Source organism: Cytobacillus sp. FSL H8-0458 (assembly GCF_038002165.1).
Lineage (GTDB): Bacteria > Bacillota > Bacilli > Bacillales > Cytobacillaceae > Cytobacillus.
This window is the reverse complement of the sequence record NZ_JBBOBR010000001.1, coordinates 3,747,899-3,770,576: the sequence shown is the minus strand read 5'-3', so window position 1 is coordinate 3,770,576 and position 22,678 is coordinate 3,747,899. Positions and strand designations below refer to the sequence as shown.

Sequence of the window (22,678 nt, the reverse complement as noted above, 5' to 3'; positions counted from 1 at the left end):
AAGCAGCCTGTCTCATTATAAGCTATTTAGCGTGCCGAAAAAAATAATGTAAATTTTTCACATATAGAAGGAGGGGTATCCGTTTTGTCAGGGGATCAAAAGAAAAAGATGATCATTTTGATGATCAATATGTTTATTGCAATCGGAAGCTTTGGAATTATTATTCCGATTTTGCCGGCTTATTTGGAATCCATTAATCAGGGAGGAACGGCAGCAGGCCTGATGATTGCCATTTTTGCGGGTGCCCAGCTGATTTTTTCTCCCATTGCGGGGAAATGGGCGGACCAGTACGGCCGCAGAAAGATGATTATTTACGGGTTAGCTGGTTTGACATTATCCATGCTTGTCTTTTATGCAGTAGATTCCATTTGGCTGCTTTACTTTTCACGTGTCATTGGAGGCGTTGGAGCTGCCTTGCTGATTCCGGCTATTTTTGCTTACATTGCTGATATTACTACCCTGGAGCAGCGTGCAAAAGGGAATGGCCTTGTATCAGCTGCGATGTCACTCGGAATTGTGGTTGGACCTGGAATTGGCGGGTTTTTGGCAGACTTCGGCCTGAAAATGCCATTTCTGATTTCAGCGCTTGTATCTCTAGTGGCTGTTCTATTCTCCATTGTGCTCCTCGAAGAAAGCAGCACCTTGCAGACCGGACCAGGAGAGATGCCAGAAGAGGAACCAATGGTCAAGAAGCTGGCAATGTCTGTTAAGAAGCCTTATTTTATTCCGCTTGTCATTACATTGGTGATGAGCTTTGGATTAATGGCTTATGAATCAGTTCTGGGGCTTTATCTGGATAATGAATTTGCTGCCACTCCGCAGGAAATAGCGGTTATGGTGACTTCGACGGGGATCATTAGTGTTATTGTACAGTTGTTTGTCGTCGATCGGGTGGTTAGGAGATTTGGAGAAGGAAAGGTATTGAATATCTTTTTGGCTGTTGCAGCGTCAGGATTCCTTGTCTCACTGTTTGCAGGCAGCTATGCACTTTTCTTCGTTATTTCGCTGATCATTTTCCTTGCAACTTCCATTCTTCGCCCGGTTTTAACCACGCTAATCTCAAAAATGGCCGGTAATGAACAGGGATTTGCGATGGGAATGAACAATGCTTATATGAGTATTGGAAACGTTCTGGGGCCAACGATAGCCGGTGTACTTTATGATGTACGGATAACCTATCCGTTTGTTCTCGGTCTGGCATTATTGATTGTTACGTTATTTATCACGGCTGCATGGCAAAAAAGGGAGCCTAAACCGAAGGCTTCTGTGTAGAAAAAGGCTTGGAGACTTTGTCTTCGAGCTTTTTTACTTTTCTTTTTCCAAAGTAAATCAGCTTTAAAGCCAGACGGAAATTGTGGCAATTTTGTGAAAGAAACCTAGTTCGATTGACATAATTTAAAAAATATATTATTCTGAAAATAACAAAAATATTGAGCGAATGACGGCTGCGGGAGAGAGCATACAGTAGCCACCGAAGGAGCAAGCTTCAAAAATACCCTTGAAGCCAATCTCTCAGGTAGACAGAACCTCAGTCGGACGCATCTCTGGAGAGCGCGCATGGACTTTGCGACACCAAAGGGGTCAAACTCTCAGGTAAAAGGACAGAGAAGGGGGATAAACAAGCCGCCTTTTTTCTGTCCTTTTTTTATGGATGGCAAGGCAGTTGGAGGAATCTAGATGAATACAAATGTTAACGCAAACCGGGCGACATTACTGATATCCTGTCCAGAGAGGCCAGGCATCATCTCCACAGTCTCTAACTTTCTGCTGGAGCATAACGCGAACATTGTGCATTTTGACCAGCACACAACAGATCCGCTGGCAGGCATCTTCTTCATGCGGATTGAATTCGATATGAATCATTTTGATGAGTCCTTTCCAAAACTGAAAGAGGATCTGCCTGAAATGGCCAGGGAATACTCTATGGAGTGGAAGCTGAGCGGCAAAGGCGAGCGCAAGCGGATGGCCATATTTGTTTCTAAAATGGATCACTGTCTGCTCGAGCTGCTGTGGCGCTGGAAATCGAAGGAGCTTGAAGTGGATATTCCCCTGGTGATCAGCAATCATCCCGACATGAGGGAAGTGGTGGAGGGTTTCGGAATACCCTATCATCATGTTCCGATTACGCCGGACAATAAAGCGGAAGCCGAGCAAAAGGCGGTTGAGCTGCTGGAAGGAAAAGCGGATTTCATTGTGCTGGCGAGATATATGCAGATTCTTTCGCCAAGCTTTATTTCCAAATATCCAAACAGGATCATCAATATCCATCACAGCTTTCTGCCGGCCTTCGTGGGAGCCAATCCTTATGCACGGGCGTTTAACCGCGGAGTCAAGCTGATTGGGGCAACCGCCCATTATGTAACAAATGATTTGGATGAAGGCCCGATCATTGAGCAGGATGTCCAGCGGGTTAACCACAGGCACACTGCACAGGATCTCAAAATTGCCGGCAGGCATGTGGAGAGGCAGGTCCTCGCACAGGCAGTCGCCTGGCATGTGGAAGACAAAGTCATAGTGCATGGCAATAAGACGATTGTTTTTTAAGAGGCACTGTCAAAAAAAAAGATCTTGCATCAAGAAGATTACCAACATCATGAAAGAAGGTGAGCAGAAATGAAAAAGAAAAAATTATCAATGCCTGAAATGATTAAGGCTAATAGAGAAGAACTTTTAAGAGATCGCCGTGAGCTTGAGAAGATCGAAAAAAAAATAGACGATAAATATGCAAAAGCACAGTAAGAAAGTACACCGGCCTGGGGATAAAGCAGGCCGGTTTTTTAATGAATTAAAAACGCCCAGGGAATCCCTGGGCGCCAACTTCTTATTTTTGTCTAAAGAAATCTGTGAAAGCATGATACATTTCCATCCCCTGATAAAAGAACAGGCTGGAAGCTGTTAATGAAAATAACCCAATCATTAAAAATCTAATCCACATTATGTCTTCCTCCTTTAATTGTTTTGTTGGACAATTAAGGAGCTTGAATGACATAATTCGCCTCGTAGAAAATTGGAGTATAAAAAATCTTTTTCCTGCGGGCGATGTGCAGGGCTCTATATACAAAAAGGATAACTGCCAGAATTGTAATGGATAAAGAGATGATATCGAACGTGAAGATATGCTTTTTGGGATCATCTTTTAATAGGAAGCTCTCGGTAAAGTCAGAAACTGTTACCGCTTTGCTTTGGTCCATCGGAATGTCATTATAATGGACACCAGGATATTGGGTAATGAGAAAGGATAAAAACACAGACAGCAGTAAAAGTGGCATTACCTGACGTTTCCCCATTCCCTCACCCCTTTTCAAGATTATAACTATCATCATAACCACTATTTATAGATTAGTAAACTAAAAGATTTTGACAGGATTCGTTAATATTCTATGTATATATTGTAAAAAAAGTTGGGACAAATGATACAGGGGTACAAAGGCATTTTGGCTGCAAGTCTAGATTATAGGCTGAAAGAAACCCAAATCCTTACAAAAGTCCTGATAAAATAGGCAGAGGTATTGTCATTCTCCTTTACACATCTTCATATTGCTTTAAAAAATGCCTCTTATAATTAACTGTGAATCCAGATTGAATTAAGAGGTGAAGAAAATGAACAATGAGAGGTCGATTGATGATTTAATCAGGAAGTTTAATGAAGAGAACTTGAAGAGGGACATTGACCGCCGGAGCTTTTTATCTGGTGCAGGGAAAATTGCCGGTTTTTCGCTTGCCCTGGCTATGGCGCAATCATTAGGGATGGGCAATCTAAAGGTTGATGCTGCTCCTAAGTTCAGCAAATACCCTTTTACGCTCGGGGTCGCATCAGGAGATCCTCTTTCGGACAGTGTGGTTTTATGGACAAGGTTAGCGCCCGATCCGCTTAATGGAGGCGGGATGCCAAAACATGCTGTACCAGTCAAATGGGAACTTGCTGCAGATGAACACTTCCGAAAAGTTGTTAAACACGGGACTGAAATTGCGGTGCCGGAATTGGCGCATTCTGTGCATGTGGAGGCAGAAGGCTTAATGCCGAACACTGTCTATTATTATCGTTTTAAAAGCGGCAATGAACTAAGCCCAATTGGCAAAACAAAGACACTTCCGCCTGCGGGTGCTAAAGTATCAGGGCTATCATTTGCATTTGCTTCATGTCAGCAGTATGAACATGGGTTTTTTACAGCCTATCAGCATATGGCAAAGGAAAATTTGGATTTTGTCATTCACCTTGGAGACTACATATATGAATATGGATCAAATGAATATATTTCACCAACAGGAAATGTCCGCCATCATAGCGGACCGGAAATTATCTCTCTAGAAGATTATCGGAATCGCCATGCTCAGTACAAATCTGATCAGCATCTGAGAGAAGCTCATGCTGCTTTCCCTTGGGTGGTCACTTGGGATGACCACGAGGTGGAAAATAACTATGCAGGAGGGGTTCCGGAAAAAGGCCAGTCAGCTGAAGCATTTATTAAACGCAGGGCAGCAGCTTATCAGGCATATTATGAGCACATGCCGCTCCGGTTATCTTCCATGCCAAATGGTGATGGTATGCAGTTGTATAGGGAGTTCAGCTACGGCAGCCTGGCGTCATTCCTTGTGCTTGATTCGCGGCAATATCGGGATGACCAGGCAAATGGCGATGGCAGCAAGCCGCATACGCCGGAGTCGCTTGATCCAGCCCGGACTCTCCTTGGCAAGGAACAGGAACAATGGGTTGAAAGCAATCTAGCCAGCTCCCAAGCGCATTGGAATGTCCTTGCACAGCAGGTGTTCTTTGCCCAGAGAAATTTCGGGACAATTGCTTCGCCGAAGTTCAGCATGGATGCATGGGATGGTTACCCTGCTGCCCGGCAGCGTTTGGCTGATTTTGCTGTTTCAAACAATATCGGAAACCTAATTGTTCTGACTGGGGATGTTCATGCAAGCTGGGCTTCCAATATTCTAACAGACTATAATGATCCAAATGCAAAGCTGATTGGGGCTGAATTTGTCGGAACCTCTATCACATCAGGTGGAAATGGATCAGATGTGAGAGGGGATACGGAAAAGACGCTTGCAGAGAATCCGCATATTAAGTTCTTTAATAATTATAGAGGCTATGTCCGCTGCCGGGTAACACCAGAGCAATGGCGTGCAGATTATCGGGTGCTTCCTTTCGTAACAGAGCCTGGGGCGGATATTTCAACGAGAGCATCCTTTGTATTTGAAAAAGATCAAGCTGGCTTGAAGCAGGTTTCGGCTTCAGCTGTCCCTCAGGGAGTTCGAATATCTGCTGAGGTGGAGGAAGACCGCCATCGCGCCCATACCCGGGCACATGAAAAGCAGCTTAAGAAAAAGCGTGAAAAAGTATTACATTAAAAGGACGGTGAGAAGATGATATCCAACATTGGCATTCCAGGCTTAATTCTCGTTCTTGTCATTGCATTGATCATATTTGGGCCATCCAAGCTTCCCGAAATTGGGAGGGCATTTGGGCGGACCTTAACGGAGTTTAAAAGTGCCGCAAAAGATTTAGTGTCAGATGAGGTAAAGAATGAAGAGAAAAAAACAGTACTTTCAGCTCTGAAAAAAGAAAAGTAGGGAATTAAAATACAGGCGAATTCTCTTCGCCTGTATTTTAATTGCATGTATTATGTGAAACATTTCACATAATATTCATTTTTGAATAATCCACAGTATAGAAAAGTATAATATATTAATACTGTACTTATATGGTTTATATGATTTTTAACTGCCATCAAGGAGGCACGATCATCATGAAAAAAATATTCCAGTATTTATTAATATCAGGCTTAGTCATGACACCTTTTTTTACAAGCGCTCATGTGAAATGGTTCACGAATGTGGCACCTCAAAAGGAAACCATTGAAAATATATTATCACCTCTATTTATGGGACTGGCCCTGACGGCTGCGATTGTCCTTGCGCTTTTGACCTTGATTATCTCAAGGACATCACAATGGGCCAAAGCCAAAAAGCTTGATGACTGGCTCTCAGGTTTCCGCAAATACAGCAGATATATCCTGAAGTATGGTACTGCTGCGGCATTAATAATCCAGGTAACGAACGGAACATTGTTTGCGCCTGAATTTCATTTAACCAGCACGATTGCTATGATATTAACGTGGGCAGCGATTGGCTTTCTGCTAATTCCGCATCATATTTCAACAAAGGCCGGGTCCGTTATTTTATTGGGGCTGTTTGTGTACGTTACCATGCAGAATGGCATTTTCCATATGCTTGATTATGGATATTATGTTGCCATTATTGGAGTCCTGATGGTAGGCAGCACGAAGCTGGAGAAGGTTGGATTTCCATTCTTATATTTGGGCACAGGCTTATCTTTATGCTGGGTAGCTGTTGAAAAATGGGTATATCCAAGCATGTCTCTGGATATTGTGGCCAATCACGGAGTTCCGACATTCGGTTTTGCACCAGCTGCATTCGTTGTTATGGCTGCATTCATTGAGTTTGTAGTCGGTTACCTTCTTGTAGTAGGGATTCTTAACCGTGTAGTTGGTTTCGTTGTGACAGTTATTTTCATCACTACCACAATGCTGTTTGGCATGACAGAAGTGATTGGGCATTTTATGATCCATATTGTGCTGATTATTTTCATCATTGAAGGGGTGTCTTTCTATAACCCGCCGATCAAGCTGCATAAAACTAAAGCAGATCAATTTGTGTTTGTATTCCTAAACTTTATTTTCGTCCTTGCGACATTCATTTTAATTTATTACCGATTTGCATAAGCATTGACATTATGAACAAAATGGAATATGATTAATTTAAATAGTTGAATAGTTTCTCCTAAAGGGGAGTAGCTTTTACAGCAGAGTCGTCATTTCGGAGTTAAGAGCTCCCGGCTTTGTTGGCAACCTAAACGTTGTTAGCAAGACCTTTGCCTGTTTCGGGTAAAGGTCTTTTTTGTTTTTTAAAACCTTTACCGCTTGCTGGTAGAGGTTTTTTTATTGCCTGATATTTGGCAATGAAAATCCTCAATCGACATAACTGCAGGGAAACAGTGCGAAGCTTTCAATACTTAAAAAAATAGAATGAAAGGAGACCGAAATGAAAAAAGCTAAGATATCATTTGCTGAATTAATTAAGAAAAACAAAGAAGAGCTACTGAGAGATCAGGAATTGCTGGCGAAAATTGAAAAGCGTTTAGACGAAAAATACACAAAGGTGAAATAAGGGAGGGTGCTTAGATGGAATTATCACTAATACTTGAGTATGGATGGGTGTTGCTGCTGCTTGTGGCGCTGGAGGGTTTATTGGCTGCTGATAACGCGCTGGTGCTGGCGATTATGGTTAAGCACCTTCCGGAGGAGCAGAGGAAAAAAGCTTTATTCTACGGTTTGGCAGGAGCCTTTATATTCCGCTTTGGATCCTTATTTGCGATTTCTTATTTAGTTGACGTATGGCAGGTTCAAGCGATTGGAGCACTATATCTTCTGTTCATTGCGGCCAATCATATATTAAGAAAGTTTCTTGTGAAAAAAGGCGAGGAAGAAGCAGGGGACACTAAACCAAAAAAGCAATCTGGCTTTTGGCTGACGGTTTTTAAAGTAGAGCTTGCTGATATTGCTTTCGCTGTAGACTCTATTCTGGCAGCAGTCGCATTGGCTGTAGCTCTTCCGGATTCAGGGCTTGGCCATGTAGGCGGTCTTGACGGCGGAAAGTTCTTTGTCATCTTTGCCGGCGGTATGATCGGCTTGATTATTATGCGTTTTGCTGCAAACCTCTTTGTGGATCTGCTTCACAGAAGACCGGGGCTTGAGATTGCAGCTTTTGGAATTGTCGGCTGGGTTGGTGTTAAACTGGCTGTCTATACAATGTCCCATCCGGCACTCGCGATCCTGCCTGAAGGGTTTGCCAAGTCGACTGAATGGAAGGTTACTTTCTATGCAGTCTTAATCGGTATCGCAGTAGCTGGATGGTTCCTTTCCAAGGAAAAACAGGAAGTGCCAGCAGAGGAAAAAGCAAGCTGATCAAGCAGGGCGGAGGTTATCCGCTCTGTTAACTGTCTAGCTCCAGCGCATACCCCCTCGAGGTCACAAGCAGAGCCTCCCAAAAAGGCAAAGGACGCCTTTCCGGGAGGCTCGTCTTGTGCTTGTAAGAGGTGGGCAAGGCGCTTGCGCTTTTCTTATGAGCACTATTCAATCAAACGTTTGATTGAATACCGGCGAGCCCGTTGCTGGCTTGCCATTCTCCTTTCAGGATGCTCATTTCTATCAAGTTCCAATAATCATTTTTAACTTTATTGGTCTGCCTGAGAAGTCCTTCCATTTGAAAACCTGCCTGCTGGTAAATCTTAATAGCAGGCAAATTAAAATCAAAAACCCCGAGACTGATTCTATTTAATTTCAGCTCCTGGAAGGCTATGTTCAGGATTAGATGAATCATTTCTGAAGCATACCCTTTCCCCCGTGCTGCGGGGCGGATGAAAACCTTGCCCATCCTCGCGGTTTCGTTGACACGGTCTACTCTGCCAAGGCAAATATGACCGACGATTTCATCGTTTGCCATAACTTTGAAGATATAATCCGAGCTGGTTTCCAGATTCGCAGAGTGTATATACTTAGCAAGCTGCTCATGATCTAGCGGGAATTTGAAATGAGCACCGCTCCACTGGACCAATAATTCCGGTGTACTAATCCAGCTGATGAGCAAATCGAAGTCTTTTTCTGTAAAAGGTTCTAATTTTAACATGTGAATCTCCTTATTATTAATCATCTGATTGTGCTGTTTTTATCTATTTTACAGAGTTCAGGAAAAATCCTTCTAAATTATGCTTTAAATAATAATAATGAGCACATATTAATTTAAAGAACTATAAGGAAGGAGCAAAAGAAATGACCAGAAGAGATGAGAAAAATAAAAAACAGGCACAAGGTCCAAAAGAGGAGAGGGAGCTTGTCAATGAGTTTGGAAAATATAAGGGGGATCAGCCGGTACCGCAGCCTAAGGATTATGATGAGATAGAGTATTAGAAAAAGCAGGATAATACCTGCTTATTTTAAAAGGTAAGAAAGTATAAAATTTTGAACGTCGATAACTGTCTAGCTCCAGCGCCTACACCCTCGAGGTTACAAGCCGAGCCTCCCAAAAAGGCAAAGGACGCTTTCCGTGAGGCTCTTCTCGTGCATGAGGCCCCCAGTACAAGGAAGGCCTCGTCAGCATAAACATCGCACGACCGAAAGCGGCAGCTTTTGGGAGGATGGGGGTCAAGCAGACGTTGCCACAGGACGTGGCGTTCTTAGTCTGTGTTCATTCGTGGGCAAGGCGCTTGCGCTTTTCTTATCTAAGTCCCTAGCCTTAGATTATTTTAATGCTGAGGGAGCTTAATCCTTCTTGTATTCTTTTTTAAACTATAATTAAGAAGAGCAAGAAGGGGAAAATGTATGAATGGAAAAATTGAAGTTAGTTTGCATGGGCTTATCATTTTAATATCGTTGTATATATTGTTTAATTTTATGCCGACACTTTTGCCTGCTTATAAATGAGTTATTATAACAGGCATGGCTGCCATATTAGTGATGGATTTTTACTTTACTTCTGCAGGCAGGCTATCCCGATTGAAATACAGCAGACTGGCACTGATTTATATGTTCAGTCTGCTGTTAATCGTTTTTATTACCTTTTATTTAACAAAGATACTCGTTCTGAATGATGCCTATGGGCTCGAGAGTATACTGAGGGAATATGAAGCGGAGGGAAAGCTCATCTTTTTCCTGATTTGCTTTTTACAGCCCATACTTTTGCCGCTTCCTGAAGCCGTCACACTGCCTGCAGGTAGTGCCGTTTTCGGTCCTGGTGCCGCTGCCTTTCTTGGATTCACAGGTACACTTTCGGGGATTATTGTCATGTTCTGGATTGCAAGGATAGGGGGATTAAAGCTGGTATCGAGGCTTATAAAGGAGCGGCATCTGGACAAATACCAACAATACATGGAGAGAAATGAAAACACCATACTAGTACTGCTTTTTGTTATTCCAATATTGCCGGATGAGATCATTTGTGTTGGAGCAGGAATGGGTGGTGTTTCATTTAAAAGGTTCCTGGGAATTGCGTCTATATCCAAAATAGCAACTTCTTCGCTGCTGGCTTACTCTCTTTCATTCGCCAATGCACTATCTTTATCTGGCTTACAGCTGTTATTTGTTGTTTCGGTTGCGATAGGAGTATTTTACAGTGTTTTTCACTTTTATAAAAGAAGAAAAGAAGCTATTAGGATTTTCCGTAAGCTTTAAATGGTTCCTCCTATCGCTGTCAGCGAAACTATTCAGGCAACGATAGGATTAATCACTCTAAATAGTAACGAAAATCCCCGATGCTTTGGCAACTACCTGGTCCTGATCGTTATAAATCAGGCAATCCGTGTGGCTGAGGCTTCTTCCTCTTTTCAGAAGGTGAGCATCGGCAACAAGATATTCACCTGTGGCCCCCTTTAAGAAACTGACCTTCAAATCAGCGGTGACCACGGATTGCATCTGGTTTTCATCCGGCTCGAAAATATTCCCCATCGCTACATCTGCCAGAGTGGAAATGATCCCTCCATGCACCAGTCCGGCGCTGTTAATAAAGAGCGGCTGGATGGGCAAAGTGACTTTCATATGGCTTTCACTGATTCTTTCGTAATGGAATTTCAGAAACTCATCAAAAGGCTGTTTGATTAGCATTTGCTACACTCCAATTTCATTAAGTTTAAAATGGTTATTCCCGATTTATTGTGGAATCCCTGCTTATTGAGGCTAATTTGCAGAGGAGGGGCTCGAAAATTATTACATGGTTTCAAATAACCTAAAAAGATGATATTATTTTCAATAAATTCAAAAAAAGGCGGGGCTGGATGATGGCAAAAGTAGAGAATATTAGTTTCGCAGAGAACTTTCCTATTTCATTTAAGGAACTGGAAGAAGAAGCAGAGAAAGTAATGGGAGCAGGCGGATTTGGCTATGTCCAATCAGGAGCAGGCGGGGAAGAAACGTTGAAAAAGAATATCGAATCCTTTGCAAAATACTCAATTGTTCCGAGAATGCTGAGGGATGTTTCAGTGCCGGATATAAGTGTGAATTTATTTGGTGAAACGTATCCTTATCCAGTATTCCTTGCGCCGATTGGAATGCAGCGGCTTGAACACAGTGAGGGTGAGCTGGCATCTGCCCGGGCGGCAGCTTCGTTCGGAGTTCCTTTTATCCAGAGCACAGTATCCAGTTATTCCATTGAAGAAATCGCAAAGGCAACAGGCTCGAGTCCAAAATGGTTCCAATTATATTGGTCCAATTATGAAGAAGCATCCTTCAGTATGGTTCGCCGTGCAGAGGAAGCAGGGTATGAGGCAATTGTGTTAACGGTTGATACGGTGATGATGGGATGGAGGGAAGCTGATTTAAGAAACAATTTTTCCCCATTAAAGCTTGGCTATGGAAAAGCAAATTATGAAAGCGATCCAGTCTTTATGGGGTCTCTCCAGGACGGCGATGTCGTACAGGGGATCCTTGATAATATTCATCATCCAACATTAAGCTGGGAGCATATTGCCAGATTAAAAGAGAAAACCAGCCTGCCAATTTTATTAAAGGGCATCCTCCACCCGGAAGATGCCAGGCTGGCCATTGAAAGAGGGATAGACGGAATCATTGTCTCCAATCATGGCGGCAGACAGCTTGATGGAGTGATTGCGGCGATTGATGCGCTTGAACCGATTGCGAAGGAAGTTAAAGGCCGGATTCCAGTATTGTTTGACAGCGGCATTCGCCGAGGTTCAGATGTGGTTAAAGCTCTGGCACTGGGAGCTGACGCCGTTTGTCTGGGGCGGCCGTATGTGTACGGCTTGGCCGTTGGCGGGCAGGATGGAGTTGAAAAAGTGCTTGCCAACTTCATAGAAGAAACAAAAGTGTCGCTTTCTCTGGCAGGGGTGGGGAGCTTAAAGGATATTGCTGGTCTGCAGTTAATTCGATAAAGCTTTCTTAAAAAAAGCGTGGCTTGTTGACAGCGGAGCATGTGTTTAATAGTATACCTATAGGGGTACATAATTGATATGCCAATACTAAAGGAGATGCAGTCATGTTCGATTACACAGCTGAAACCGAAAAATCAATTGAAGAAGCGATATTCTCACTGGAAGGAAGTCTGAAGGACGAAAAGTTCGGAGTTCTATGGCAGTTTAATGTTCAGGAGAAGCTGCAGGAAAAAGGCTTGGAATATAACGAGGCATTCCATGTGTTAGAGGTATGTAATCCGGATGAAGCACATCGCGTTTTAACACAGAATAAAATGGCCGGCTACTTCCTGCCTTGTAAAATTGTCGTCTATGAAGACAAGGGCAAAACGAAAATTGGGATGCCTAAGCCGACTAGTATGATTGAGCTAATCAATGACGAATCTGTTCAAAGCTTCGCAGCAGAAATTGAAGAGCGCTTAATCCAGTGCATCAAGAAAAGTTTATAAGCTAAAAGATTGATGACAGTGCCGTGATAATTTGTTAAGCTTGAGACAGCTTATCAAATTAAATATCTATGTAACTACTAGGGGTGCCCCGAAATGTGCGGGCTGAGAGGAAAGCGCTTATAGCTTTCCGACTCTTATGGACCTGATCTGGTTAATGCCAGCGGAGGGAAGTAGGATTTGACAATTGTCGATTCATATACTTAAACCATGCCGGGTCCTTTGTGGGGATCTGGCATTTTTTGTATACATACTTCTTATCCTGATAAGCAATCAGGCTGCCCTTTTAGAAAGGAGGTTTAGATGAGCAGAACCCGATTGTTAACTACGATGGCTTTATTTACGGCGATTGGGACACTGGGATCCCATTTACTCTGGTTCCCGGCTGGTATAGCGAAGGCCTATCCGGTCCAGCATGCGGTAAATGTATTGGCAGCGGTGACCCTTGGACCCCTGCCTGCAGCAGCAGTCGCTTTTATGATTGCTTTGCTGCGTAATTTGCTTGGTTTCGGGACGCTGCTTGCGTTTCCAGGCGGCATGATCGGTGCGTTTTTGGCTGGTGTCCTTTATTTGAAGTTCGGACGGAAAATATGGGCTGCCGCTGGAGAGGTGGTGGGCACCGGCATAATCGGTGCATTGTTTGCCGTTCCATTCGCAAAGTTTCTTATGGGCAGTGCAGCTGGTGCATTCTTCTTTGTGCCGCCGTTTCTGGTCAGCAGCATTGCCGGTGCGACGATAGGCTGGATGGTGTTAGCGAAGGTTAAAGAGAAGAATTTGGTTCAGAATATGTGATGATTTTGGGCTGGAGAAGTAAGATAAGTAAGCCGATTAGGGGAGAGCATCATAACAATCTGGCTTTATGAGCGAAATTTACGATTTATGAGCGAAAAACCACAAGTGAAAAATTGGTAAAAAACAAAAAACGTTAGAAAACTGCTAGGGGCGCTACGGCTGAGATAAGGAGCTTTCTCCTTTGTCCCTTGGAACCTGATCTGGATAATTCCAGCGCAGGGAAGCGGTGAGGACCTCAATCTATATCCTCATGCTTTTTCCCCGGCAGCTTCTGAATTTAATAAGGAGGCTATTTTTTATGACTTTTTCAGAGATTCTGCGCAAGGAAAATGAAGATTTGTTTAAACTGATATTTGAGCACCCGTTTGTCCAGGGGATCGGGAGAGGGGATGTGCCGAAAGAGGCACTGGCCCATTACATTAAAGCAGATTTTGAGTATTTGAATGCGTTCATGCATATTTATGGGATTGCCATTTCAAAGTCTGCAGAGCGAAAGGATATTGCTTATTTTAATCAGCAAATAGAATTCGTATTGAACAGCGAAGTGCATCCCCATCATAATTTTTGCCAGCAGATTGGCGTGGATTACGAAGCATTGCAGGGATATCCGCTCCCGCCAACAGCTGATCATTATGTAAAGCATATGATGTATCATGCCCACACAGGCGGCATGGGTGAAATCCTAGCTGCATTATTGCCTTGTCCATGGACTTATTGGGAAATTGGGCTTGAGCTCATGAAGCAATATGAGCCAGATGAGAACCATCCGTTTTATCCGTGGATCTCTTTTTATGCAAATCTTAGAGTCGAAGCTGTGACCATGAATATGAGAAACCGTTTGGATGAGCTTGCTGATGCGGCATCACCGGAAGATAGGCAGCGAATGAAGGATGCTTTCCGAAAAAGCTGCCAGCTGGAGCTTGGCTTCTGGGAGATGGCTTATACCTGCGAAGAGTGGCCGGCGGGCAATCCTGCAGCAGTAGTAAAATAAGAAAAACGCCTGCATCTGCTTTATGGCAGTGCAGGCGTTTTTTCAAAATCCCATCTGTAGTGAGCGGTAATGGGAGTCTTAAAAGAAGATAGTTTTACTTCTGCTGCAAATGGTGTGGAGTTATGTATAACGTATGGAATGCCATCTTTCGTCCGTTTATCAGATATGATTGCCACATGGTCGAATTTAGGAGAAAGGAAAACCACAATGTCACCCGGCTGCCATTGCTGAAGGTTCTTAACATCTCCTGGAATCAGGTCTGTTGTTAATGACTTTGCGAAGCGGCTAAAAAAGACATTCTGGTTTGGCACCTCCTGAAATCAATGTTCGGATCCGGCTTGCCCTGGACTCTTGAATACAAGTCCGTATTCTCAGCGATATCCTGATCAATAAGATCCTTTATGGTTACATCAGCCCCCTGGAAACCCCTCCAAATCACATCTGTACAGACACCTTCGCCATCGGGCGGATAGCCTCCCGCATAGTAAGCACTTTTATATGGAGTGCGCTGTTCCACTTCTTTTCTGGCTGTCAGGACCATATCAAGTGGTTCAGCAATGCCGTTTTGATTTAAATCAGCCTGTGAGTAATCAGAAGGCACCACAACTTTCTTTGCAAAAGGGTTTCCAAAATGAATGCCGGTGGAATCCAAAATGATTCCGCTCCGGAAAAAAAGAATGAATAATAACAGTACTCCGATTATGGAAGCCAACACTTTTCTAATCATAAAAGTCTCCTCTTGTATTTTAATGATTAGACGGTGTGATTTTCCAATAAGTTACATGGGTTATGATAAGATTGATATAAGAATGCGTATGAGGGGAGATATCATGGTCCATCGAATAGGGTTATCGGGAAGCGTCATTTTGTCAGACAGCAAGCTGTTTCATAAACTTTTTAAAAGTTATTTGCCGCATATTGAGATAGGCGAATTTCAAGATGAAGAATCCTTTCATAGCTTTATTGAATTACTGGGCAAAACAAACAAAAGCTTTGGTCTTCATTCGCCTCTTTTCCGGGGAAAAAGCAAATACGATCTGCTGGAAAAGGTCAGTATGAATCCAGAGGAAGCATGGATCCAGTTTGAGGAGGAAGTAGAAAGGGTGTCCCGGCTTAGGGCTGAATACATATTGGTGCACTTTCCTTACTTTAAAAAGGAAACAAGTGGGTACCCGGCAGAGATCATTGAGGAGGGACTCAAGAAACTCAGTGCTCTTCAGAGAAAATATGGGATTATGATTGTGTGTGAACCTAAATTGGGATTCAAGCAATCGCCCGCAGGAATTCAATATCTTGACTGTTTTTCTGTAGAGACATGGAGGAAATACGGACTAGGCCTATGTATTGATATCGGGGATTATATAATGGCCGCAGGCGGGAAGGCCATAAATTATATAGAAAAATGGACCGAGTTTGTGAAAGTCGTTCATTTACATAATGTTGAATACCAGGGTGATAAATATATTTGGGTGCCTGTGCATCCATCTCATGAGAATGATGGCAGTCATCATAAAATTAAGAAGCTGATGGATCTTTTAGCAAAGGAATGTGAGGATGTATTTTTTGTCATGGAGTACACACCACACACGAACCCTCCGGAAGAAGAGGTGGAAGAAGGAATCAGGTGGGCAATAGAGGTGATTGAGGAAGGGTCTGCTAGTTAGGGCACAGCCTGGCATAATTTCGAGCAGGTTGAAAATGATAGGTTATTATAGTGAGTATGGGAATAATTATGTAAATATGCTATGATATATGTGAAGTTATTCACAATAAAAAGAGGAGGTTCATTTATCCTATGCTGGGATCAAAAATTAAAACGGCCCTGCAGGCTTCCATTCTTTTTACCTTTGGATTTTGGCTTCTCTTTTTCTTTTCAGAAGGGGAACTGTTTTCTTTTTTTCTGATTGTGGTTTTTTTGTACTGCCTTTTCGGAAATGTGATATATGGTGTTCCAGTTTCGATGCTTTCCGAGTTACTTACTAGAAATCTAGCAGTTTGGCGGTTTCCTGCTGCTGCTTTGATACATACTTTTTTGGCTGCAGTCACTTATTTTATTATGGAAGGGTTTGCTTTCTGCGCATTTATTTCTGCGGTCCTTTTCTTTTTAGTGGACGAGTGGCGGAAATGGGACCGCGAGATGCCAGGTGGCAGGAAGGTTACTTTGAATGCAGCAGGTTTCCTCGTTGCTTGCCTGCTGCCGGCAGGGTTCTTTTGGATGCTCCAGCATGCAGATCTGGAAGAAAAAACTCATGATCTTTATCTGATTCCAAAAGGGTATGCCGGTCAGGTGAGAATTGTTCATGAAATAGAGATTGCTCCTGTGCCTGAGACAGAAGGGGAGTATGATGTATTTCGGGTGAATGACAGGGGATATGCCATTACCTCTTTACCGCAAAGTGAAGGGTATATTGAAGACTTGTACTATTATGTGGATGACAAGGGAAAGCGTGAACTTATACCGGAAAGCTGTATTTCACATGGCGGAGCAGGCGGTGTACAGGGAGACGGATATGATTATTCGTATACCTATTTTTCGGTTGGCTGTGAGGAGGACATGGCTGATCAAGGAAATGGTCCTGGTATTGAGGATATTCTTTATGAAGAAGGATTGATCAATCAAACGTTTGATTGATATGAAAAACAGCCTGGAGATCTCAGGCTGTTTAATTATTAATGACCTGAAGGTTTATTTTATAGTTGGAACGGCTCTCAAGGAATGAACAGTTTCCGGCGTTTTTCTGCCGGTGCTTTTAATTGAAATGAAGATGGCATAGTCCAATGGGCAAGTGACTTTTTCCAGATAAGAATCAATGTGCTTTCTTAGACTAAGTATAGCTTCTTCATTATTAAGCTGTTCAGTAATTTGCCTGTCGTAAATGACAGTCACCAGATTTTTCTCAAGCAAATAGTCCAAATTGATTTCCTCTTGCCCCGGAAGTGAGGTATGGACCAGAATCGGAAGTTTCTTTTGCAGTGCTTCACTAATTGTAACTCCGCCTGGTTTGGTCAAAATAGCATCCGCTTTATTATACAGCTGGTTCATTTCAAATGGGTCTTCAATATATCCAATGGGCTCGATTTGTTTTGAATCAAGTGCTTTGAGTGAGCTATACAATTCGTCATTATTTCCGCAAAGGATCAGAAATCGAATATGCGGAACCTTTTGTATAGATTCTATAAAATCACAGTTTACTAAGCCGCTGTTTCCTCCTGCAACCAGGATATGGCGTATCTGGTTATCTTTCTTGAATGGAGCCGGGAGGTGATAGGCAGAATGAACCGGAATGCCCGTAACAAAAATATGATCCTCCGGAATATGATGTTTTTTAATAAGCTTTTCCTTCGCCTCAGTATGAGGAACGAAATGAAAGTCAATTCCCCGTTTTCCCCATATATCATTTATAAAAAAATCCGTGTAAACATTCACCGCAGTAATGTCCCGGTATTGTCCCTTTTGCTTTAGTGAACTGATGATTCCGGATGGAAAAGAATGAGTGCAAAATATTAAATCAGGTTTTTCTTCATCAAGGAACTTCTGCATTTTTCTTTCAAAATAATAGGAAAGAACCTGTAAATCAGGCTGCAATTTAAAAGGATGCTGTTTATACATAATGGTGTAATATAAAGCCCTGTAAAGGAAAGGAGCACCCAGGAACCCTTTTAAATATATGCCTGAGACCAGCTTTTCAAGCTTATCACTGCAATAGGAAAGAAAGTCGACTATTTTAATTTCCGCATCAGGATATTGGCTTTTAATATGGTCCTGAAGTGTTTTGGCTACTTTTGAATGTCCCGTGGGAAATTGAAATAATGGGAGCAGGAGAACTTTCATAATACCCTCCTTTCTGTTAATTGGATTTAGATTTGGCATATTTAACCAGCATGTAAATTACAAATAAAACTAATAAAACAACCCCTAGATATGGAACATACTCAGGATTTATATCTAAGAAACTTCCTGCAAAGTATCCCGCAGCAATTATAGGGAGAACCCAGCTCAGGGAGCCTGCCGCAGAATATAGAAGATACTGATGAAAAGGTACTTTTGAAATGCCGGCAAAGTAAGGGCTAATCTGACGTATTCCCGGCATATAAAAACCCGCAAAAATCATAAAACGATGATTTTCCATGTATTTTTTCTGTGCGGTATTCCATCTTTTTTCCGTGATCCCAATATATCTGCCATATTTTCTGAGAAAGGGCGTGCCTGCTTTTTTACCGATCCAATAGGCTGATAGCATTCCGAGCAGCACACCTGATTCTGCGCACAAAGCAGATTCGGCAAAGCTTAATTTGTGATTTCCAATTAACACGCCAATCAGGAATAATAGCGATTCTTCCGGAGCTGGAATGCCGACAATCCCGAAAAATAAAAATAAAAAGATGATCCAATACCCGTATGACGAAATAAATTCAATAATTGTTTCAGTACTCATATGCGATGCCCCTGATATACTTCTTTTAAAGAAACAAATAGGATCCCTTTTAGTGCTTCCTGCTGCAAATACTCGTCCAGATGGGCAATCATATGTTCAGGTGCACTGGAGTCGGCGCCAAGAGTTTCACCGCTGTCGTGGAGAAGAAAAATACGGCCAGGCACGGTTTCTTTTGCCAGCGAATCGGAAAGGGTATTCCTCATATGCTTGATCTTCCAATCTTTGAAAATCCCCGACCACATAATAATCTTATAATTCCTTGCTATCCAAAGGGTAAATAAATTGAAGTGGCCCCATGGCGGACGGTAGAAATAGACTTCTTCATTAATTGTAGCTTCTATAGATTGTTTTGTTTGTTCCAGCTGTTTTTTTAATGATCCCGGTGAAAGGATCCAGCTTGAGATATGCCGATAATGATGGATGCCAATTGTATGCCCTTCTGCCTGCATTCTTTTAAGCAGCAATGGATGCTTGGCTGCTTTTTCCCCGACAACAAAAAAGGCTGCTTTTGCTTCATGCTTTTTTAAGACATCCAGGAGCCTCGCAGTATACTGAGGATCAGGACCATCATCAAAGGTTAAAGCAATGGAATTTGGCTGTGTTATATCTTTTACAATTCCCCAATTCAGCAATCGTATGAGCACAGTGGGCAGAACTGCGTAACTAATAAATATAATCAGTGCGGCGGTAAAAAAATAAATCATGCAAACTAGATCCTTTCCAGCGGATGAATCACTTATTTTCATTCCCTTTTAATAGTGAGGGTAACCTTAATGTTCAGAGTGAATGTAAGGAAAATAAAATTTAGATTAATTATTCCATTCATGATTTAAGGTGAGATGGTTTTATCATATAAAAAATTTGAAGGAAGTCAATGGAGAGGAGAGGAAAACCGGTCCAATTCAATCAAACGTTTGATTGAATAATAAAACAGGCTGAATGCAACAGCCTGTATTGGCCGGAATTTATTTTAAATCCATTGGCAATGTGTTATGAAGATTTGGAGGTGCAGGCTTAAGCATTGGCTTGTCGCCTTCCGGCTTCGGATTGCTTACATATTTGTATTCTCCCTGGCCATCAAGAGCAGGGCCCTGTGCCCATCTGCCAGTGCTGCTTTCTTCGCCTGCTGATAGGTTGTAGAGTGTGTAAGCGATATCTGTGCGTTCATTTTCCCGCGGGAAGGTGCTGGGGACAAGCAGGCCTTCTTTTTCCTCAAGCTCTGCTATTGCTGCAGCCCATTGGTTTTGGTGGTAGGCATCTCTGGCAATCAGGACGGAAAGCAGATCTTTAATGCCTTTATCATCTGTCATCTCATAGAGGCGGGCAGCCTGCAGACGGCCCTGCGATTCTGCATTCAAGTTTGAACGGAAGTCTGCTAGTAAGTTCCCGCTGGCTGTAATATAAGTGCCCATCCAAGGGTTCCCAACACTGTCTGCCGGTCGTGCGCCAAGTCCTGAGACAATGGCATGCTGAGGATTCATTCCTCACATGATCGCGCCAACGACTGGATCCTTCGCTGCTTCTTCATGCTGATTAATTGGGGCATTGTCCATCAGTCTGGCAACCATTGTCGCGAGCATTTCCACATGTCCAATTTCCTCAGTACCAATATCGAGGAGAAGATCACGATATTTTTCATTTCCGCGAGTGGCCCAGCCCTGAAACATGTATGCATGGCAACGGTCATTTCACCATATTGGCCGCCAATCAGTTCTTGAAGCTTTTTCGCAAAAATGGGATCCGGACGTTCCGGCTTCGCTACAAATTGCAATCCTTTACATGAAAAAACATCTAAATTCCTCAAATTCTATTAAACTGTTAAATGATGAGACTCTATATATTTGCCCAGTAATACCAGAAAAAAACATAAATAATAAAAAATGACGTGCATGCCGGCACGTCATTTCTTTAATAATAGATACATAAAATATGGAGCTCCAATAATCGCAACCATAATTCCGGCTGGCAGGCCGTCCGGATCTGCCAGGTTCCGGCCGAGCGTGTCGGCAAATAATAGAAGCCAGCCTCCTAATAGAATGGCGATCGGAATGAAAAGCTGATTCCTCGGCCCGACAAGCGCTTTAGCCATGTGCGGAGCAATTAAGCCGATAAAGGCAATCCCGCCTGTTACAGAAACAGCAGAAGCTGCCAATGCAACGGCTGTAAGCAGAAGGATGATCCGTTCTTTTTCAATGGATACCCCTATGCCGATGGCGACAGGCTCACTTAAGCTTAATAGATTCAAACGATTTGCCTTATATAAAGTGAATGGAATAAGCACTAGCAGCCAAGGGAGGAGTGCCCAGATGAAAGGCCAATCCGTTCCCCAGATATTCCCTGATAGCCATTTTGCTATGAAATCAACTTTCTCTCTTTCAGCTGAGGAAATCAGGACAATCATTACACCTGATAGCGCCATGGAAAACCCGACTCCGACAAGTACCATTTTTACTGGCTGAAGCCCCTCGTCTTTTTTATAGGAAAAAGCATAGATGAGGATAGCGGTAAGCAAAGCGCCAAAAAATGCGCATAACGGCAGCATGTAGATGAAAGTGCCTGCTTCAATCGGGACGAACAGAAAGAAAATGGCGATCGCAACCCCTGCACCTGAATTTATGCCGATAATGCCTGGATCCGCCAGATCATTGCGTGTAATTCCCTGTAAAATCGCACCCGATAGTGCCAGTGCCATACCGGCTAACACTGTGATAAACACTCTCGGCAGCCGTATGGAAAATAACACGAACTCCTCTTTAAAAGTTCCCTGTCCAAGGATGGTCGGGATTAACCGGTCATAGGAAAGGGAGGCATAGCCTAATCCCATCCCAATAACAATGGTAACAATAATAAGTACGGATAAAATGGCCATTAAAATTCGCTGTTTTTTTACTAACTCTGGCTGAATCATGAAAACGCCTTACCCCCTTTATGAACAATGAACAGGAAAAAAGGGAGCCCCATTACGGCAATTATGGCCGCAACAGGAGTTTCGTATGGAGCATTGATGGTTCTCCCGAGTGTATCGGCAAGAAGCATGAATGAAGCTCCTGTGAGAGCGGACAAGGGAAGAATATAGCGATAATCCGTTCCGGCAATGGCACGGACGATATGAGGCACCATCAATCCGATAAATGCCATATTGCCGACCAGTGCAACAGCTGCCCCTGCAAGCAGGGTGACTAAGATAAACAGGATGACTTTAATTTGAGTTGTATTCTGTCCCAAGCCTACAGCCACTTCTTCGTTTAAGCTAAGTATCGTAAGCTGCTTGGAAAGAAAAAGGGAAACGAGTATGCCTGCTGAAATAACCGGGACAATAATTTGCAGCTGGGACCAGGATGTGCCGACGAGCCCGCCTGCTGTCCACAAGCTGACATCTTTTGAAATCTTAAAATAGATGCCGATCCCTTCAGCTATTGCAAAAAGGAAGGCAGAAACAGCGGCTCCTGCTAAAACGATTCGAATCGGAGAAAAGCCTCCTTTTTTCATGGCGCCAATGCCGAATACCATCCCCGCACCGATAGCTGCACCGATGAAACAGGCAAACAGAATTCCAATGTAATTTGCTGAAGGGATAAGAACAAGCGTTATGGCAAGTGCAGCATTTGCTCCTGCCGTTAGTCCGAGCAGGCCTGGATCAGCAAGAGGGTTTCTTGTCATTCCCTGCATGATGGCGCCAGAGATGCTAAGTGCAGCTCCGACAAAAATGGCCGCAATTTCTCGGGGCAGACGGATTTCACGAATGATGGAGATTTTTTCTCCGGAAGCATTGGAGGTTAGTGCAAGCCAAACATCTCTGACCGTAACATCGGCTGCCCCGAACACACAAGCAGCCACAAACATGACGGCAAAAATGACGAAACCTGCCGCAAGTTTATAGATAAAAGGAATGAAGCGTTGAGCATCTTTAGTCATTGTACTTCCATCTTTCTTCGGATTTATTTTGGCCATTGGGAACTGCCTTTTTTAATAGGAAAGAGGAATTCCTAAAAATTAAGAATCCCTCCTG

At 43.0% G+C, this 22,678-nt stretch carries 24 protein-coding genes, 2 pseudogenes and 3 riboswitches; of the genes and pseudogenes, 16 read left to right on the top strand and 10 right to left on the bottom strand.

Annotated elements, in window-relative coordinates:
• Window positions 1–84 precede the first annotated feature (84 nt).
• The 3 genes from NYE23_RS18905 (at window position 85) to NYE23_RS18895 (ending at window position 2,739) form a co-directional block, all read left to right on the top strand.
• Window positions 85–1,272, top strand: a complete 1,188-nt coding sequence (locus tag NYE23_RS18905) for an MFS transporter (RefSeq protein WP_341079958.1) — start codon at window positions 85–87, stop codon at window positions 1,270–1,272.
• Between the two features lie 166 nt (window positions 1,273–1,438).
• Window positions 1,439–1,539: riboswitch (glycine riboswitch) on the top strand.
• A 138-nt stretch (window positions 1,540–1,677) separates the two neighbouring features.
• Window positions 1,678–2,544, top strand: coding sequence for a formyltetrahydrofolate deformylase (purU, locus tag NYE23_RS18900; protein ID WP_341079956.1), 867 nt, complete (start codon window positions 1,678–1,680; stop codon window positions 2,542–2,544).
• A 69-nt stretch (window positions 2,545–2,613) separates the two neighbouring features.
• Entirely contained in the window at window positions 2,614–2,739 is a 126-nt protein-coding gene (locus tag NYE23_RS18895; RefSeq protein ID WP_341079955.1) for an FbpB family small basic protein, read from the top strand.
• A gap of 230 nt (window positions 2,740–2,969) precedes the next feature.
• On the opposite strand, the gene NYE23_RS18890 is transcribed toward NYE23_RS18895, so the two are convergent.
• Window positions 2,970–3,287: a hypothetical protein gene (locus tag NYE23_RS18890; protein ID WP_341079952.1), complete on the bottom strand. Its 318-nt coding sequence runs from the start codon at window positions 3,285–3,287 to the stop codon at window positions 2,970–2,972.
• A 313-nt stretch (window positions 3,288–3,600) separates the two neighbouring features.
• Between NYE23_RS18890 and NYE23_RS18885 the strand changes: the two genes are divergently transcribed.
• From NYE23_RS18885 to NYE23_RS18865, 5 genes are all read left to right on the top strand, one after another.
• A complete protein-coding gene (locus NYE23_RS18885) occupies window positions 3,601–5,355 on the top strand; it encodes an alkaline phosphatase D family protein (protein WP_341079950.1) in 1,755 nt (584 codons plus the stop codon).
• A gap of 15 nt (window positions 5,356–5,370) precedes the next feature.
• Window positions 5,371–5,577 carry a twin-arginine translocase TatA/TatE family subunit gene (locus NYE23_RS18880; protein WP_341079948.1) on the top strand — a complete coding sequence of 69 codons (207 nt, stop codon included), beginning with the start codon at window positions 5,371–5,373 and terminating at the stop codon, window positions 5,575–5,577.
• A gap of 176 nt (window positions 5,578–5,753) precedes the next feature.
• Entirely contained in the window at window positions 5,754–6,749 is a 996-nt protein-coding gene (locus NYE23_RS18875) for a hypothetical protein (RefSeq protein WP_341079947.1), read from the top strand.
• Window positions 6,750–7,068: 319 nt separating this feature from the next.
• The gene (locus NYE23_RS18870) at window positions 7,069–7,194 is read left to right on the top strand and encodes an FbpB family small basic protein (RefSeq protein WP_341079945.1); all 126 of its coding nucleotides are present in this window, start codon (window positions 7,069–7,071) and stop codon (window positions 7,192–7,194) included.
• Window positions 7,195–7,208: 14 nt separating this feature from the next.
• Window positions 7,209–7,991, top strand: coding sequence for a TerC family protein (locus tag NYE23_RS18865; protein ID WP_341079943.1), 783 nt, complete (start codon window positions 7,209–7,211; stop codon window positions 7,989–7,991).
• A 172-nt stretch (window positions 7,992–8,163) separates the two neighbouring features.
• On the opposite strand, the gene NYE23_RS18860 is transcribed toward NYE23_RS18865, so the two are convergent.
• The gene (locus tag NYE23_RS18860; RefSeq protein ID WP_341079942.1) at window positions 8,164–8,712 is read right to left on the bottom strand and encodes a GNAT family N-acetyltransferase; all 549 of its coding nucleotides are present in this window, start codon (window positions 8,710–8,712) and stop codon (window positions 8,164–8,166) included.
• A 143-nt stretch (window positions 8,713–8,855) separates the two neighbouring features.
• On the opposite strand from NYE23_RS18860, the gene NYE23_RS18855 reads away from it, so the two are divergent.
• Both NYE23_RS18855 and NYE23_RS18850 read left to right on the top strand, forming a co-directional pair.
• The gene (locus NYE23_RS18855; protein ID WP_341079940.1) at window positions 8,856–8,993 is read left to right on the top strand and encodes a hypothetical protein; all 138 of its coding nucleotides are present in this window, start codon (window positions 8,856–8,858) and stop codon (window positions 8,991–8,993) included.
• A 528-nt stretch (window positions 8,994–9,521) separates the two neighbouring features.
• Window positions 9,522–10,253 carry a TVP38/TMEM64 family protein gene (locus NYE23_RS18850; protein ID WP_341079938.1) on the top strand — a complete coding sequence of 244 codons (732 nt, stop codon included), beginning with the start codon at window positions 9,522–9,524 and terminating at the stop codon, window positions 10,251–10,253.
• 57 nt (window positions 10,254–10,310) lie between these two features.
• Here NYE23_RS18850 and NYE23_RS18845 read toward each other — a convergent pair whose 3' ends face one another.
• A complete protein-coding gene (locus NYE23_RS18845; RefSeq protein ID WP_341079936.1) occupies window positions 10,311–10,682 on the bottom strand; it encodes a PaaI family thioesterase in 372 nt (123 codons plus the stop codon).
• A gap of 173 nt (window positions 10,683–10,855) precedes the next feature.
• Here NYE23_RS18845 and NYE23_RS18840 point away from each other — a divergent pair, with 173 nt between their 5' ends.
• The 4 genes from NYE23_RS18840 to tenA all read left to right on the top strand — a co-directional run bounded on the left by NYE23_RS18840 (window position 10,856) and on the right by tenA (window position 14,233).
• Complete coding sequence (locus NYE23_RS18840; RefSeq protein WP_341080811.1) at window positions 10,856–11,965, top strand: alpha-hydroxy-acid oxidizing protein; 1,110 nt, start codon at window positions 10,856–10,858, stop codon at window positions 11,963–11,965.
• 104 nt (window positions 11,966–12,069) lie between these two features.
• Complete coding sequence (locus NYE23_RS18835) at window positions 12,070–12,453, top strand: DUF302 domain-containing protein (protein ID WP_341079935.1); 384 nt, start codon at window positions 12,070–12,072, stop codon at window positions 12,451–12,453.
• Between the two features lie 69 nt (window positions 12,454–12,522).
• Window positions 12,523–12,639, top strand: a riboswitch (TPP riboswitch).
• A gap of 114 nt (window positions 12,640–12,753) precedes the next feature.
• The gene (gene thiW, locus NYE23_RS18830) at window positions 12,754–13,242 is read left to right on the top strand and encodes an energy coupling factor transporter S component ThiW (protein WP_341079933.1); all 489 of its coding nucleotides are present in this window, start codon (window positions 12,754–12,756) and stop codon (window positions 13,240–13,242) included.
• A gap of 136 nt (window positions 13,243–13,378) precedes the next feature.
• Window positions 13,379–13,481, top strand: a riboswitch (TPP riboswitch).
• Between the two features lie 59 nt (window positions 13,482–13,540).
• Window positions 13,541–14,233 (top strand): thiaminase II, encoded by a 693-nt coding sequence (gene tenA / locus NYE23_RS18825; protein ID WP_341079930.1) that lies wholly within the window; start codon window positions 13,541–13,543, stop codon window positions 14,231–14,233.
• 20 nt (window positions 14,234–14,253) lie between these two features.
• Here the strand turns inward: tenA and NYE23_RS18820 are convergent.
• Window positions 14,254–14,774: pseudogene (locus NYE23_RS18820) on the bottom strand (DUF1287 domain-containing protein).
• Window positions 14,775–15,063: 289 nt separating this feature from the next.
• On the opposite strand from NYE23_RS18820, the gene NYE23_RS18815 reads away from it, so the two are divergent.
• Both NYE23_RS18815 and NYE23_RS18810 read left to right on the top strand, forming a co-directional pair.
• Window positions 15,064–15,897, top strand: coding sequence for a TIM barrel protein (locus NYE23_RS18815; RefSeq protein WP_341079929.1), 834 nt, complete (start codon window positions 15,064–15,066; stop codon window positions 15,895–15,897).
• 131 nt (window positions 15,898–16,028) lie between these two features.
• Window positions 16,029–16,865, top strand: coding sequence for a DUF6843 domain-containing protein (locus NYE23_RS18810; RefSeq protein ID WP_341079928.1), 837 nt, complete (start codon window positions 16,029–16,031; stop codon window positions 16,863–16,865).
• 54 nt (window positions 16,866–16,919) lie between these two features.
• Here the strand turns inward: NYE23_RS18810 and NYE23_RS18805 are convergent, their stop codons facing one another.
• The 6 genes and pseudogenes from NYE23_RS18805 to NYE23_RS18780 all read right to left on the bottom strand — a co-directional run bounded on the left by NYE23_RS18805 (window position 16,920) and on the right by NYE23_RS18780 (window position 22,584).
• Complete coding sequence (locus tag NYE23_RS18805) at window positions 16,920–18,065, bottom strand: MGDG synthase family glycosyltransferase (RefSeq protein WP_341079926.1); 1,146 nt, start codon at window positions 18,063–18,065, stop codon at window positions 16,920–16,922.
• 16 nt (window positions 18,066–18,081) lie between these two features.
• On the bottom strand, window positions 18,082–18,669 hold the full coding sequence (locus NYE23_RS18800; protein WP_341079925.1) for a DedA family protein: 588 nt from the start codon (window positions 18,667–18,669) through the stop codon (window positions 18,082–18,084).
• Window positions 18,666–19,373 (bottom strand): polysaccharide deacetylase family protein, encoded by a 708-nt coding sequence (locus tag NYE23_RS18795; protein WP_341079923.1) that lies wholly within the window; start codon window positions 19,371–19,373, stop codon window positions 18,666–18,668. Before NYE23_RS18795 ends, NYE23_RS18800 begins: the two co-directional genes overlap by 4 nt.
• Window positions 19,374–19,634: 261 nt before the next feature.
• A pseudogene (locus tag NYE23_RS18790) lies at window positions 19,635–20,460 on the bottom strand (manganese catalase family protein).
• A 109-nt stretch (window positions 20,461–20,569) separates the two neighbouring features.
• On the bottom strand, window positions 20,570–21,577 hold the full coding sequence (locus NYE23_RS18785) for a FecCD family ABC transporter permease (protein ID WP_341079922.1): 1,008 nt from the start codon (window positions 21,575–21,577) through the stop codon (window positions 20,570–20,572).
• Complete coding sequence (locus NYE23_RS18780; RefSeq protein ID WP_341080809.1) at window positions 21,574–22,584, bottom strand: FecCD family ABC transporter permease; 1,011 nt, start codon at window positions 22,582–22,584, stop codon at window positions 21,574–21,576. The genes NYE23_RS18785 and NYE23_RS18780 overlap by 4 nt, the downstream gene beginning before the upstream one ends.
• Window positions 22,585–22,678 lie beyond the last annotated feature (94 nt).

Coding starts and splice junctions, on each gene's coding strand:
- purU (WP_341079956.1), top strand. CDS start 1,678: ATGAATACAAATGTTAACGCAAACCGGGCGACATTACTGATATCCTGT.
- NYE23_RS18895 (WP_341079955.1), top strand. CDS start 2,614: ATGAAAAAGAAAAAATTATCAATGCCTGAAATGATTAAGGCTAATAGA.
- NYE23_RS18890 (WP_341079952.1), bottom strand. CDS start 3,287: ATGGGGAAACGTCAGGTAATGCCACTTTTACTGCTGTCTGTGTTTTTA.
- NYE23_RS18885 (WP_341079950.1), top strand. CDS start 3,601: ATGAACAATGAGAGGTCGATTGATGATTTAATCAGGAAGTTTAATGAA.
- NYE23_RS18880 (WP_341079948.1), top strand. CDS start 5,371: ATGATATCCAACATTGGCATTCCAGGCTTAATTCTCGTTCTTGTCATT.
- NYE23_RS18875 (WP_341079947.1), top strand. CDS start 5,754: ATGAAAAAAATATTCCAGTATTTATTAATATCAGGCTTAGTCATGACA.
- NYE23_RS18870 (WP_341079945.1), top strand. CDS start 7,069: ATGAAAAAAGCTAAGATATCATTTGCTGAATTAATTAAGAAAAACAAA.
- NYE23_RS18865 (WP_341079943.1), top strand. CDS start 7,209: ATGGAATTATCACTAATACTTGAGTATGGATGGGTGTTGCTGCTGCTT.
- NYE23_RS18860 (WP_341079942.1), bottom strand. CDS start 8,712: ATGTTAAAATTAGAACCTTTTACAGAAAAAGACTTCGATTTGCTCATC.
- NYE23_RS18855 (WP_341079940.1), top strand. CDS start 8,856: ATGACCAGAAGAGATGAGAAAAATAAAAAACAGGCACAAGGTCCAAAA.
- NYE23_RS18850 (WP_341079938.1), top strand. CDS start 9,522: ATGGCTGCCATATTAGTGATGGATTTTTACTTTACTTCTGCAGGCAGG.
- NYE23_RS18845 (WP_341079936.1), bottom strand. CDS start 10,682: ATGCTAATCAAACAGCCTTTTGATGAGTTTCTGAAATTCCATTACGAA.
- NYE23_RS18840 (WP_341080811.1), top strand. CDS start 10,856: ATGGCAAAAGTAGAGAATATTAGTTTCGCAGAGAACTTTCCTATTTCA.
- NYE23_RS18835 (WP_341079935.1), top strand. CDS start 12,070: ATGTTCGATTACACAGCTGAAACCGAAAAATCAATTGAAGAAGCGATA.
- thiW (WP_341079933.1), top strand. CDS start 12,754: ATGAGCAGAACCCGATTGTTAACTACGATGGCTTTATTTACGGCGATT.
- tenA (WP_341079930.1), top strand. CDS start 13,541: ATGACTTTTTCAGAGATTCTGCGCAAGGAAAATGAAGATTTGTTTAAA.
- NYE23_RS18815 (WP_341079929.1), top strand. CDS start 15,064: ATGGTCCATCGAATAGGGTTATCGGGAAGCGTCATTTTGTCAGACAGC.
- NYE23_RS18810 (WP_341079928.1), top strand. CDS start 16,029: ATGCTGGGATCAAAAATTAAAACGGCCCTGCAGGCTTCCATTCTTTTT.
- NYE23_RS18805 (WP_341079926.1), bottom strand. CDS start 18,065: ATGAAAGTTCTCCTGCTCCCATTATTTCAATTTCCCACGGGACATTCA.
- NYE23_RS18800 (WP_341079925.1), bottom strand. CDS start 18,669: ATGAGTACTGAAACAATTATTGAATTTATTTCGTCATACGGGTATTGG.
- NYE23_RS18795 (WP_341079923.1), bottom strand. CDS start 19,373: ATGATTTATTTTTTTACCGCCGCACTGATTATATTTATTAGTTACGCA.
- NYE23_RS18785 (WP_341079922.1), bottom strand. CDS start 21,577: ATGATTCAGCCAGAGTTAGTAAAAAAACAGCGAATTTTAATGGCCATT.
- NYE23_RS18780 (WP_341080809.1), bottom strand. CDS start 22,584: ATGACTAAAGATGCTCAACGCTTCATTCCTTTTATCTATAAACTTGCG.